Origin of the sequence: Microbacterium sp. NPDC090225, from assembly GCF_044772365.1 — a bacterium.
GTDB lineage: Bacteria > Actinomycetota > Actinomycetes > Actinomycetales > Microbacteriaceae > Microbacterium.
On the sequence record NZ_JBIVYS010000001.1, the window covers coordinates 2,248,940 to 2,260,996 of the forward strand.

Sequence of the window (12,057 nt, forward strand, 5' to 3'; positions counted from 1 at the left end):
TGCCCTACCCGTAGGTATCGCGCGGACCCCGCCCTGGAACGACTCTGGGACCCCATTTCCAGGAGGGGACGTCCGGTCCGATGAAGCGGAGGTTCTCGACTCCGGCATCCGGATACCGTCGCCCGATCTCGGTGAGGATGGTCGCCCGCATGTACTGCAGGTTCTTCGCCCACGCCGTGGAATCGCACTTCACCGTCAGCAGCCCGCGCTCGAGCGATACCGGTTCCGAGTGCTTCGCGGTGTCGGCGCCGGCGAGATCGGCCCACTGACGCACGAGGTCTTCACGGGCGAGGGTGATCTGCCAACCGGAGTCGCGGCTGAGCTTGTCGAGCACGGCACCGAGGGCACCGGGGTCGCGACCCGGGGCGAAGGGCGCGTTCTCATCGTCGATCGCGACGCGCTTCTTCTTGCGCCAGTTCTTGGCGCTGGGCTTGAGTCCCCGCAGACGCAGGTAGGTCGCGACGGTCTCGGGGGCTTCGGGAGCAGAGGCTTCGGATGCCGGAACGGATGCCGGATTCACGATGTCGTTCATTCGTCGCCCCCTGCACGCTCATCACTGATGGTTCCGGCGGTGATCCGCACGACGTGCGCATGCAGCACCTCGGGGATATCCTCCTCCACCGCGGCGGTCACCACCACCTGCTCGTAGCCTGCGGTGAGCGCCGCGAGCCGCTGGCGACGGTCGGCATCGAGCTCGGCGAAGACGTCGTCGAGGATCAGCACCGGGTCGCCGGCGGGAGACTCGCTGCGCAGCAGCTCGGCCGATGCGAGACGCAGCGCGAGCGCGACGGACCAGGATTCGCCGTGCGAGGCGTAGCCCTTCACCGGGAGCGACCGGACGCGCAGCACCAGATCGTCGCGGTGCGGACCCGTCAGCGTCAGACCCCGATCGAGTTCGCTCGACCGCTTCGACGCGAGCGACGCGCGGAACTGGTCGGCGACGGCCGCCGGGGTCACGGCGTCCTCGGGCGCGGCGGCGGTGTCTTCGTCTTCTTCGGGATCTCCGCCGCGGATCGATAGCGCCCACTCGAGCTGAGGCCGATGATCGGCACCGGCGATCGCGGCGTAGGCATCGGCGACCGGCTGCTGCAGGTCATTGGCCAAACGCTGGCGCGCGACGATGATCTCCGAGCCGAGGGCGACGAGCTTGTCGTCCCAGACGTCGAGAGTACTGAGGCCCTCACCCCGGATGCCGCGCGCCCTGGCCGACTTCAGCAGTGCGTTGCGCTGCTTGAGCACACGGTCGTAGTCGGCCAGGACCGCAGCGAGACGCGGGGTGCGCTGGATGAGCAGCTGGTCGACGAAGCGGCGGCGCGACGACGGGTCGCCGCGCACGATCTGAAGATCTTCCGGAGCGAACAGCACCACATGCGCATAGCGCGGCAGCTCGTTGGTCTTCGAGGGGGAACCGTTGATGCGCGCCTTGTTCGACCCCTGCCGGTTGACCTGCACCTCGGCGAGCACCTTGCGCTCTCCGTGCGAGAGTCGCGCGCGGATGATCGCGAACTCCTGCCCATCGCGCACCATCGGTGCATCGGACGAGACACGGTGGGATCCCAGGGTGGCGAGGAACACCACGGCCTCGGCGAGGTTGGTCTTGCCTTGGCCGTTTCGACCGACGAGGACGTTCGGTCCGCGGTGCAGAGCGAGTTCGGCGGTCGCGTAATTGCGAAAATCCACCAGACTCAGATGCTCCACGATCACGGAGTCAGCCTACCTTCGGGGTACGACATCTCCCCGCCGGCACCGGACCGGCGACTGCTCGAAGGGGATCGAGCAGTCGCCGGTCGTGGTTCACGGAAGCGGGCCGTAGAGCGACGGAGCCGTACGGGCCTCCGCCGTCTGCTCGAACGCGTACGCCAGGCCGAGGAGCGTTCCCTCGTCGAAGTCGCGTCCGAGGAACTCGAGGTTCACGCCGCTGCCGGGCAGTGTCTCACCCGCGACCGTCTGCCCCATCGGCACAGTGACCGATGGCATCCCGGTGTTGGGACTCAGCCGCATGTTGGTTCCCTGGGTGCTGTACGCATTCGTGCTCGGATAGATGATCGCGTCGAGATCGAGATCGTCCATCATCTGGGTCACGAGCGTCTTACCGGCCGCGAGCTGAACGGTGTGGGTACCGGTCTCGCCGGCCCACCCCTGGTAGGTCGCGTCCGTGACCGCGTTTCGCGAGACGTAGATCGACCGCCGCGACGTCACGAAGCTGTTCGTCGCGAGGATGTCGGTCAGGGTCCGCGCCTCGACGTCCGGCCCGAGGTGGGTGGCGATGTACTCGTCGAGATCGTGGAGGAACTCGTTCGTCGACCCGGATCCCTCGTTCAGAACGGCGGCGAACCCGGACGGAGGTGTCACCGGCACCACGGTCGCGCCCTGTGCGGTCAGCGCCGCGGTCGCCTCCGAGAAGAGCCGCACGGTGCCGGCGTTGGTCCCCACCATCGAGGAGACGTAACCGATGCGCGCGCCCTGCAGAGCATCCTCGTCGAGGAACGAGGTGTACGACTCGGGAACGAGGCCCTGCTGTCGAGCGGTCACCGGATCCGCCTCGTCGACTCCCACCACCGCGTCGAGAGCGACGGCGGCATCGATGACGGAGCGAGCCATCGGCCCACCGGTGTCCTGCGAGAGTGCCAGTGGAATGATGCCGTCACGGCTGGCCAGACCCACCGTGGGGCGGATGCCCACGAGCTGGTTGTACGACGACGGCACGCGGATCGACCCACCCGTGTCGGTACCGAAGCCGATGCCGGCAAGATTCGCCGAGATCGCCGCACCCGTGCCACCGCTGGAGCCGCCGGCCGTCCTGTCCGTGTTGTACGGGCTCGCGACGAGAGTCGTCGCACCCGGCTCCTGGAACGAGGAGAACTCGGAGACGAATCCGTAGGCGAACTCGTCCAGGCTGGCCTTCGCGAGGATCACGGCGCCGTCGCTGCGCAGGCCGCTGACCATCGACGCGTCGGTCGCGGTCTGGTTCTCGTTCCAGCAGGCGCAACCGCCAGTGGTGACCATGTCGACCGTGTCGTAGTTGTCCTTCAACGCGATCGGCACGCCCAGGAGCATGCTCGTCATGCCCTCGGATGCACGGATCTCATCCGCCGCTGCGGCATCGGCCAGCGCCTTCTGGTTCACCGTGATGATCGAGTTGAGAGCACGGCTGCCGCCGGGCACGACCGTGCGGTCGTAGGCGGCGATGCGGTCGAGGTACTCCTGGGTGATGCTCTGCGAGGTCTCGACTCCCGCATTCATCGCCGCCTGCATGTCGATCACGGATGCTTCGACGAGCTCGAAGGGGCCGTCATCGTAGATGATCCGCTGCGAGAGGTCGGCGAGATCGAGGATCGTGAGCTCGCCGTCGGCATCGGTATCGAGGACGGCCACTCGGGACCAGTCCGGCGACGACGCCGTGAGACCGAGGGATTCGGCGGCGACGGACAGGTCCGCGGCCGTCACCATCTCGTCACCGGTCACGTCGAGCTCGCTGTAGTACGGCGGGAGGCTGACGGTGGCCGGTGCCGCCGCCGTCGCTGCTCCGCTCGCCATCCCGGCCGCGACGATCGTGGAACCCGCGACCGAGACGGCGGCGACGATCCGCAGGGTGGTCTTCTTCACAGTGGTGTCTCTCCTGGTTCTCGGCTTCTCTGCTCGGGTGTCGTGCGCGGTCATCGGGTCCTCCGTCGAACGGCGATGACGGTGCCCGCCGCGATGGCGGCGATGGCTCCCGCACCGAGGATCAGCCAGGGTGCGGCATCCGCGCCCGTGACGGCGAGCGAGCCGTCCGTCGTCGTCCCCGATCCGGAACCGGAACCCGAACCCGAACCCGAACCCGAACCGGTGTCGGGATCGCCGCCATCGGAGCCACCACCGGAGCCTCCGTCACCGGGCCCCGGCTCGGTGTCCTCATCGGCGGTGATCTCCACCGTCGTCGACGTGCCCGGCGCATCGGAATCGACCGCCGACGATGCGGTGCTCGAGTCGACGATGCGTCCGTTCGCGATGTCGATCGAGGCGTCGCCCGCCTCGAGTGCAGTGAAGGTGAGCGTGACCAGGGTCTGCGTGCCGGTCAGACCGGGGGAGGTGCCGAGCCGGGTCGCGGCGACCGCGATCTCACTGCCCGAGTCGGTCGCCGATCCGAAGCCGCCGGTCGGGAAGATCTCGCTGTCGGCGACGAACGCGAGCAGTTCGGGGTCGTAAGCGATGTCGAGTTCGTACGCATAGGCGTCGGTGAGCCCGGTGAGGACCGCGCTGACCGTGATGGTGTCGCCGACGGAGACCGAGGTCGGAGTCGCTGTCAGGGTCGCGGTCTCATAGGCGATCGGGACCACCACGGCCGAGGCCGGGGATGCCGTACCGAACGCGAGCAACGTCGCGGCTGTGAAGGCGACGCCGGATGCGAGCGCTCGCAACCGGCGGAATCGGGTAGGGGGGATTTCTTGCATGCGGAGCGTCTTTCGTCTGGAGAGACGAGCTCGGCTGCACGGCTGTTCGGAGCAGCCGTGCTCTGGGGGTACGGCTGACTCTCGCAGTCGGGTGTTTCGCGCTCTGAGCGGTGCGGTTTCCGGCGCGTAACGGCCGGAGGCAGGGCTCAGGGAAGGGGGCTCAGCGCAGCAGGAGGTTCGGCTGGAGCAGGTACTTGAACGAGTCGAGACCCGCCTGATCGACCGAGGTCTGGCTCGTGATCAGAACCGGGCTGAGCTTGTTGGCGTTGTCGCTCGAGGTGAACGTGACGCGCACGAACTCGCTCTTCACAGCGCCGAGGGCCTCGATCAGGTACTGCGGGTTGAGGCCGAGCACGACCTCGTCGCCACCCGAGAGGATCGCGTCGACCGACTCGGAGGCGCGGGCGTGCTCGCTGCCCGACGCATCCATCGTCACGCTGTCGCTCGAGAAGGTGAACCGCAGCGGAGCAGCGCGATCGAGCACGAGGGCGACGCGACGAACGGCCTCGATGAGGTCGGCGGTGTTGACGACCGCGTAGTGGTCGGTCTGCTCCGGGAACAGACGGCGCACCGGCGGGAAGTTGCCCTTGATCAGCAGCGAGGTCACGGTCTTGTTGCCCGCCGTGAACGCGATGATCTCGCGGTCGCCGGCACCCGAGAACGCGATCTGGATGGTTCCGGCGTGGCCGAAGGTCTTTCCGACCTCGACGAGCGTGCGTGCGGGAACGAGCGCGGTCTGATCGGCAGCGGCTTCGCCGTCCCACGGAACATCGCGGAGCGAGACGCGGTAGCGGTCGGTCGCGACGAGGCTCAGGCTCTGGCCCGACACCTCGAGCTGCACGCCCGTGAGCACGGGAGTGACGTCGTCACGCGAAGCGGCGAAGCCGACCTGCGCGATCGCGGTGCCGAAGTCGTCGGCCGGGACGACACCGGAGGAGCCGGCGACCTCGGGGATCGACGGGTACTCCTCGACGGGCATGGCGGCGAGGGTGAAACGTGCGGAACCGCAGGTGACAGTGATGCCGCCGTCCTCTTCGACCGCGATCTCGATCGGAGCGTTCGGCAGACGGCTGGCGATGTCCGAGAGCAAACGGCCGTGCACGAGGATCGTGCCGGGGGTGTCGACGGTGGCCTCGATCGTGGTGCGGGCGGATGCCTCGTAGTCGAAGGCCGACAGGGTCAGACCTGAACCGTCCGCCTCGATCAGCACTCCGGCGAGGATCGGCTGCGGGTTGCGCTGCGGCAGCAGCTTGACGACGAACGACACAGCCTCGCTGAAGACATCGCGGTTGACCTGAAACCTCACGGGTGCTCCCTTGTCGTCGATCTAGGACGGTGTCGTCGGTACTGCTGCGAGGTGGGCCCACCGCAGGGCTTCCCATGCTAGCCCCACAGTCCTTCGGATCCCTACGCCGACGGGAATCTGTCGTTCCGGGTGGTTCTCCCCACCGTCTGGTGATCGGATCGCGCCTTAACCGGGTTAACTCCTTAACGGTGTTAACAGCTGTGGATACTGTGGATAACTCGGTGGATAGTAGTCGCGAGTAGGGAACTACACGCTTGTCAGTTGTGGAATCCCTGAGGAAACCGCGGGTTCGGGGCATCCGACCCTCCGGCCCGTCCACCGAAGTTATCCACAGGTTTGGTCCTTCCGACCTCATTCATCCCGATGTGATTCACATCCATCCACAAGTTATCCACATGTGCATAGAGGCATTTATCGGATGCCGCGGATCGTCGTCAAGTAGGAAAAAAGGGGGACACGGCCCGCGAACGGATGCCGTGTCCCCCTTGTCGAGGCCGTGACTGCGTGTGTGTCGTCAGCGTCGACCGAGCTGCGTGGTGATCTCGGTCACCTGGTTGTAGATGGAGCGACGCTCCTTCATCAGGTCGCTGATCTTCTTGTACGCGTACATCACCGTGGTGTGGTCGCGGTTGCCGAACAGCTGACCGATCTTGGGAAGGGAGAGGCTCGTGCGCTCCCGGCAGAGGTACATGGCGATCTGACGCGCCGTCGCGATCTGCTGAGAGCGGCTCGATCCGTACAGGTCATCGACGGTGAGCTTGAAGTACTGCGCGGTCGCCGTGATGATGTCGGTCGGCGAGATGATGTTGTCCTCGGCCGTGTCGACGATGTCGCGCAGCACGGTCTGGGCGAGGGAGATGTCGAGCGCCGAGCGGTTCAGGCTCGCGAAGGCCGAGACGCGGATGAGTGCGCCCTCGAGCTCGCGGATGTTCGACGACACCACGGTCGCGATGTACTCCAGCACCTCGTCCGGGATGTGGAGGGCCTCGCTCTGCGCCTTCTTGCGCAGGATCGCGATGCGGGTCTCGAGGTCGGGTGCCTGCACGTCGGTGATCAGACCCCACTCGAAGCGGCTGCGCATGCGGTCCTCGAAGCCGGTGAGGTGCTTGGGCGCGACATCGCTCGTGATCACCACCTGCTTGTTGTGATCGTGGAGGGTGTTGAAGGTGTGGAAGAAGGCCTCCTGCGTCTCGGCGCGACCCTGCAGGAACTGGATGTCGTCGATGAGCAGGATGTCGACCTCGCGGTAGCGCGCCTGGAACGCGGCGCCGCGGTTGTTCGCGATCGAGTTGATGAAGTCGTTCGTGAACTCCTCGCTCGAGACGTAGCGCACCTTGACCCCCGCGTAGAGGGACTGCGCGTAGTCGCCGATCGCGTGGAGGAGGTGGGTCTTGCCCAGTCCGGAGTCGCCATAGATGAAGAGCGGGTTGTACGCCTTGGCCGGCGCCTCGGCCACGGCGACCGCCGCCGCGTGCGCGAAACGATTGGACTGGCCGATGACGAAGTTGTCGAACGTGTACTTGGGGTTGAGGCGGGACTCGTGGCGCAGCGGGGTGGGCTGCTCCATCGGGGAATCGACGCGGACGTTCTCCTGACGCCCGAAGTCGGCGACGGCGATCGGAGCGGTCGGCTGCTCGGCGAGTTCGTGGTTCACCACGACGCGGAAGGAGGTGACCTCTTCACCGATGTGGGTGAGGGCCTCCATGATCGGCAACCGGAGACGTTTGTTGATCTGCGCGGCCGTGAGGTCGTTGGGAACCTCGAGATAGAGAGTGGCCGACATGACGCCCGCCGGCACGGCGAGACTCAGGAAGCCCTGCAACTGCGGCGTCACGCGATCGTCGTCGACCAGCAGCTCCTGCACCGTGGTCCAGATCGGGACGTCGGGCTGGGCAGGTGAGGACATGACGCTCCGGGCGGGGATCGGTGAGGGGCTGCGAAACGCGGTTCGCCCCTGTGGATAACTACGGATGCCAACGGTAGTCATCGCAGCCGGGAACGGCAACCTGCCCTGGAAAATCAACGCGCGTGTTGTGCCGCGCCCTGCGTTCGAGGTTGTGGATAATGGCTGTGCGGTACTCACCGATCCACCGCGGCGAAGCGCGCAGATTTGCTCTGTGCGCCGTCGCGACGTACCCTTAGTCGGTTGACTTATGCCTTTTCGGCAGTTCCCTAAATTGTCTCCGGTCGCAGTGAATCCGGTGGCAGCATTCCCGGAGTGATCTTATGAGCAAGCGCACCTTCCAGCCCAACAACCGTCGTCGCGCCAAGAAGCACGGCTTCCGCGCCCGTATGCGTACCCGTGCGGGTCGTGGCATCCTCGCCGCGCGTCGTGCGAAGGGCCGCACCGAGCTCTCCGCGTAATCCGCTGTGCTCGCCCGCGCCTATCGGCTGACCCGCGGGAGCGACTACCGGTTGGTCGTTCGTCGCGGTTCACGCTGTGGCGGGGCGCGCGTCATCACCTCGATGATGACGACGGATGAGAGCAGGGCCGCACGTTTCGGCTTCATCATCAGCAAGCAGGTCGGTGGGGCGGTGGTTCGAAACACCGTCCGACGTCGACTCAAAGCTGTGTGCGCCGAAGCGCTGTCTCGCGTACCCCAGGGCACGGATGTCGTCATCCGTGCCCTTCCTTCGTCTGCGACCGCGACCTACGCCGAGCTCCAGGCCGATGTCGACCGTTGCCTCGCTCGACTCGCACCGGCGGGCGCACGATGACCGCGCTACCGGCATCCTCCATCGGCACCGGACACCTGCACACGGGTGACCTGATGCGGAGCATCCCGCTGATCCCGCGCAATCTCGTGCTCGGGTTCCTCACCGGGTACCGCAAGGTGATCTCGCCGATGTATGGAGATGTCTGTGCGTACTACCCCTCCTGTTCGGCTTACGCTGTAGGTGCGGTGCAACAGCACGGTGCCGTGCGGGGAACACTGCTCTCGGCATGGCGCATCCTCCGTTGCAATCCCTGGACCCGCGGGGGCGTTGACGACGTGAAACCGCACGAACACTTCCGCCACGACCTGACCGCCCATGGTTTCGTCGTTCCCGCTCGAAAGGACTGACCGGTGGGTCTCGACCTTCTGCTCGCCAGCGTCTCACCGTCGCCGGCCCCCTCCTCCGGAGGTTTCGATCTGATCGGAACCATCCTCTGGCCGCTCAAGTGGCTGGTCGAGCTGGTGCTCGTCGCCTGGCACTGGCTGCTGACCGCCGTCGGTCTTCCGGCCGCGTCGGGCATCACCTGGGTGCTGTCGATCGTCGGGCTCGTAGTCGTGGTTCGCGCTGCTCTGATTCCGCTCTTCGTGAAGCAGATCAAGAGCCAGCGAAAGATGATGGAAATCGCTCCTGAACTGCGGAAAGTCCAGGAGAAGTACAAGGGCAAGCGCGACCAGCTCAGCCGCGAGGCGATGAGTCGCGAGACCATGGCGCTGTACAAGAAGCACGGCACGACGCCGATGTCGAGCTGTCTCCCGCTCCTCGTGCAGATGCCGGTCTTCTTCTCGCTCTTCAGCGTGCTCAGCGATGTCACCAAGCACCACGCGGCCGGCATCGGCGGTGTGGGCCTGCTCAACGCCGAGCTCACCGAACAGTTCTACGACGCCAAGCTCTTCGGTGTCGCCTCGCTGCACGAGACGCTCGGCAACGCGGTCGACGCCGGCAACACCACGGCAATCATCATCCTGGTCACGCTCGTCGTGCTCATGATCGGTTCGCAGTTCTTCACCCAGCTGCAGATCATCTCGAAGAATCTGTCGCCCGAGGCCAAGACGGGCCAGGCGTACCAGATGCAGAAGATCATGCTCTACGTTCTGCCGCTGGGCTTCATCTTCTCGGGCATCTTCTTCCCGCTCGGTGTCGTCGTGTACTGGTTCATCTCGAACCTGTGGACCATGGGGCAGCAGTTCCTCGTCATCCGTGAGATGCCGACCCCTGGTTCCGAGGCCGCCAAGGCCCGTGAAGAGCGCCTCGCTCGCAAGGGCAAGGCGATCGATTCCTCGGGCAAGGTCGTTCCGATGGCCGCCTACGAGGCCGAGCAGAAGCGTCTGTTCGATGAGGCCGAGAAGGCCAAGGCCGAGGCTCCGAAGCGTCAGCAGCCTGTGGGTAAGAAGCGCGCGAAGAAGAAGGGCTCCTGATGACCGAGAGCGTGACCGAGAGCGTCGAGCCCACGGTGGCCGAGCTCGAGAACGAGGGCGACATCGCGGCGGACTACCTGGAGGAGCTGCTCGACATCGCCGACATCGATGGCGACCTGAACCTCGATGTTCGTCAAGGACGCGCCTATGTCTCCGTCGAGGCCGAAGGCGATGGACTCAGCCTCCTTTCGGCTCCCGACACGGTGCAGGCGCTGCAGGAGCTGACGCGTCTCGCCGTGCAGAGCAAGACCGGATCGTTCTCCCGCCTGATCCTCGACATCGGCGGTTCCCGCGACACGCGTCGTCGTCAGCTCGAGACCCTGGTGGATGCTGCGGCGGCGAAGCTCGATGAAGGCGCGTCGCAGGCATCACTGCCCTCGATGTCGAGCTACGAGCGCAAGCTCGTGCACGACATCGCGGCGGAACGCGGACTCGTCTCGGAGTCGTACGGCGAGGGTGCAGACCGTCACACGGTCCTGCGCCGTCGTTGACCCCGTTCGATCTATTGCGGGAGTACGCGGCATGAGTGGTCTCGAGACAGAACCGGCGGTCGCCGCCACTCTCTTCGGAGATCGGATCGACACCGCACGCGCGTTCACCGAAGCTCTCGCCCGTGAGGGAGAGCAGCGCGGACTTATCGGTCCGCTGGAGCTTCCGCGACTGTGGACCCGCCACATTCTCAACAGCGTGATCGCTGCACCGCTGTTCCACGGCAAAGTCGCGGACATCGGATCCGGTGCCGGACTTCCGGGTCTGGTGCTGGCGATCGCCCGACCGGATGTGCACTGGACCCTTGTCGAGCCGATGGAACGACGAGTCACGTGGTTGACCGAGCAGGTCACCGAGCTCAGCCTCGACAACGTCGAGATCCTACGCGCTCGCGCCGAAGAAGTGGGCCGCGCCGGTGCCTTCGATGTGGTCACGGCTCGTGCCGTCAGTGCTCTACGCACCCTGCTTCCTCTGACGGCGCCGCTCGTGCGCGATGGGGGAGAGCTCGCTCTCCTCAAGGGGATGAACGCGGCGAATGAGATCGAGGCCGCCCAGAAGCAGATCAAGAAGTACAAGGTCAGCGATGTCCGGGTCGAGGTTCTCGGTGAGGGTGTCCTCCCGGAGATCACCCGCGTCGTGCGGGCCTCTGTTCGCGCCTGACGGTCGATGTTTCACGTGAAACATCCGCTTCCTGCCGTGTGGTCGCGCTCGTGATCTTCGATGTTTCACGTGAAACGCCGCATGGATTCGTCATGGGTCGCGCCGTGCGCAGCCGGAGGAGGTAGCTACATGGGGTGGAAGCTGCGTCCGAGTACGACACCTGATGCGGTGTGGATTGCCGAGTTGCGCGCCGTGGTCATGCGACCTGACCTCGAACGACTCCACAGGTACGACCCCACCTGGGTTCGTGAGCGGTTCTTGCGGGCGTTCGTGTCGGAGAATACCTGGGTGATTGTCGTCGACGGACAGGATGTCGGGTCCGTTGCGGTGCGCGAGGAGCCCGATGCCGTGTGGATCGAGCACTTCTACCTGGACCCGAGTGTGCAAGGGAAGGGTCTCGGCGGTGCGGTGCTGACGCATGTGCTGGAGAAGTGGGACACTGGCGCGTCATTCCGCTTGAACGTGCTGCAGGGGAGTGCGGCACATCGACTCTATGAGCGTCATGGATTCACGCTCGAGAGCGAGGATGCTGTCGACGTCTTCATGGTTCGCAGCCGGGTGGAGTCCTAGTCCTGCTGTTTCACGTGAAACATACGTGAGTGGCCTTTGGTGTCTCGCAGGTGTGGAGGTGGGTGTCAGGGACGTGACCGTCGGTGTTGGCTGATGTGTGTTTCACGTGAAACATGTGGTGTTCCGGACTGTGTCATTAGTGAAGGACTTTGGTGTCGTGGGGGTGTGGGGTGGGTGCTCCCTTCGTTCGCAGAACGGGTACCCTCCCACTTCGTGGGCCCCTCCCGATGCTCACTCCCGGGAGCACACCACCTCCACACGGTTTCTTGCAGGTGCTGTAGCTGGGTGCCAGCTATTGAGCATCGGTGTCGCTCGGTGGGTGTTTCACGTGAAACATGTGTTGTTGCCGTCTGCCGTTCTCAGTAAAGGGCTTTGGTGTCGTGGGGGTGTGGGGTGGGTGCTCCCTTCGTTCGCAGAACGGGTACCCTCCCACTTCGTGGGCCCCTCCCGATGCTCACTCCCGGGT

13 protein-coding genes are annotated in these 12,057 nt (G+C 65.5%); 7 read left to right on the forward strand and 6 right to left on the reverse strand.

Features of this window, described 5'->3' with window-relative positions; genetic code table 11:
* Positions 1-4 precede the first annotated feature (4 nt).
* The 6 genes from ACIQTT_RS10765 to dnaA all read right to left on the reverse strand — a co-directional run bounded on the left by ACIQTT_RS10765 (position 5) and on the right by dnaA (position 7,726).
* A complete protein-coding gene (locus ACIQTT_RS10765; protein WP_402789425.1) occupies positions 5-532 on the reverse strand; it encodes a DUF721 domain-containing protein in 528 nt (175 codons plus the stop codon).
* Positions 529-1,704 carry a DNA replication/repair protein RecF gene (gene recF, locus ACIQTT_RS10770; protein WP_402789428.1) on the reverse strand — a complete coding sequence of 392 codons (1,176 nt, stop codon included), beginning with the start codon at positions 1,702-1,704 and terminating at the stop codon, positions 529-531. The genes ACIQTT_RS10765 and recF overlap by 4 nt, the downstream gene beginning before the upstream one ends.
* Positions 1,705-1,794: 90 nt before the next feature.
* The gene (locus ACIQTT_RS10775) at positions 1,795-3,606 is read right to left on the reverse strand and encodes an amidase family protein (protein ID WP_402789431.1); all 1,812 of its coding nucleotides are present in this window, start codon (positions 3,604-3,606) and stop codon (positions 1,795-1,797) included.
* Positions 3,607-3,656: 50 nt separating this feature from the next.
* Positions 3,657-4,433, reverse strand: coding sequence for a cohesin domain-containing protein (locus tag ACIQTT_RS10780; RefSeq protein ID WP_402789433.1), 777 nt, complete (start codon positions 4,431-4,433; stop codon positions 3,657-3,659).
* Between the two features lie 160 nt (positions 4,434-4,593).
* Positions 4,594-5,739, reverse strand: a complete 1,146-nt coding sequence (gene dnaN, locus ACIQTT_RS10785; protein WP_402789435.1) for a DNA polymerase III subunit beta — start codon at positions 5,737-5,739, stop codon at positions 4,594-4,596.
* A gap of 514 nt (positions 5,740-6,253) precedes the next feature.
* Entirely contained in the window at positions 6,254-7,726 is a 1,473-nt protein-coding gene (gene dnaA / locus ACIQTT_RS10790; RefSeq protein ID WP_402789438.1) for a chromosomal replication initiator protein DnaA, read from the reverse strand.
* Between the two features lie 239 nt (positions 7,727-7,965).
* Between dnaA and rpmH the strand changes: the two genes are divergently transcribed.
* The 7 genes from rpmH (at position 7,966) to ACIQTT_RS10825 (ending at position 11,591) form a co-directional block, all read left to right on the forward strand.
* Positions 7,966-8,103, forward strand: a complete 138-nt coding sequence (gene rpmH / locus ACIQTT_RS10795) for a 50S ribosomal protein L34 (protein WP_013584598.1) — start codon at positions 7,966-7,968, stop codon at positions 8,101-8,103.
* A gap of 6 nt (positions 8,104-8,109) precedes the next feature.
* Positions 8,110-8,457 carry a ribonuclease P protein component gene (rnpA, locus tag ACIQTT_RS10800; protein WP_402789441.1) on the forward strand — a complete coding sequence of 116 codons (348 nt, stop codon included), beginning with the start codon at positions 8,110-8,112 and terminating at the stop codon, positions 8,455-8,457.
* Positions 8,454-8,804, forward strand: coding sequence for a membrane protein insertion efficiency factor YidD (gene yidD, locus ACIQTT_RS10805; protein WP_247624055.1), 351 nt, complete (start codon positions 8,454-8,456; stop codon positions 8,802-8,804). Before rnpA ends, yidD begins: the two co-directional genes overlap by 4 nt.
* 3 nt (positions 8,805-8,807) lie before the next feature.
* Positions 8,808-9,872, forward strand: a complete 1,065-nt coding sequence (gene yidC, locus ACIQTT_RS10810) for a membrane protein insertase YidC (protein WP_402789445.1) — start codon at positions 8,808-8,810, stop codon at positions 9,870-9,872.
* Positions 9,872-10,363, forward strand: a complete 492-nt coding sequence (locus ACIQTT_RS10815; protein ID WP_402789447.1) for a protein jag — start codon at positions 9,872-9,874, stop codon at positions 10,361-10,363. The genes yidC and ACIQTT_RS10815 overlap by 1 nt, the downstream gene beginning before the upstream one ends.
* A 31-nt stretch (positions 10,364-10,394) precedes the next feature.
* Positions 10,395-11,021: a 16S rRNA (guanine(527)-N(7))-methyltransferase RsmG gene (gene rsmG / locus ACIQTT_RS10820; RefSeq protein ID WP_402789450.1), complete on the forward strand. Its 627-nt coding sequence runs from the start codon at positions 10,395-10,397 to the stop codon at positions 11,019-11,021.
* Positions 11,022-11,150: 129 nt separating this feature from the next.
* On the forward strand, positions 11,151-11,591 hold the full coding sequence (locus tag ACIQTT_RS10825; protein WP_402789453.1) for a GNAT family N-acetyltransferase: 441 nt from the start codon (positions 11,151-11,153) through the stop codon (positions 11,589-11,591).
* The last annotated feature ends 466 nt before the right edge of the window (positions 11,592-12,057 follow it).

Excerpts from the sequence above, each read along its gene's own strand:
- ACIQTT_RS10765 (WP_402789425.1), bottom strand. The coding sequence starts at position 532 with ATGAACGACATCGTGAATCCGGCATCCGTTCCGGCATCCGAAGCCTCT.
- ACIQTT_RS10780 (WP_402789433.1), bottom strand. The coding sequence starts at position 4,433 with ATGCAAGAAATCCCCCCTACCCGATTCCGCCGGTTGCGAGCGCTCGCA.
- dnaA (WP_402789438.1), bottom strand. The coding sequence starts at position 7,726 with ATGACTACCGTTGGCATCCGTAGTTATCCACAGGGGCGAACCGCGTTT.
- rpmH (WP_013584598.1), top strand. The coding sequence starts at position 7,966 with ATGAGCAAGCGCACCTTCCAGCCCAACAACCGTCGTCGCGCCAAGAAG.
- yidD (WP_247624055.1), top strand. The coding sequence starts at position 8,454 with ATGACCGCGCTACCGGCATCCTCCATCGGCACCGGACACCTGCACACG.
- ACIQTT_RS10815 (WP_402789447.1), top strand. The coding sequence starts at position 9,872 with ATGACCGAGAGCGTGACCGAGAGCGTCGAGCCCACGGTGGCCGAGCTC.
- rsmG (WP_402789450.1), top strand. The coding sequence starts at position 10,395 with ATGAGTGGTCTCGAGACAGAACCGGCGGTCGCCGCCACTCTCTTCGGA.
- ACIQTT_RS10825 (WP_402789453.1), top strand. The coding sequence starts at position 11,151 with ATGGGGTGGAAGCTGCGTCCGAGTACGACACCTGATGCGGTGTGGATT.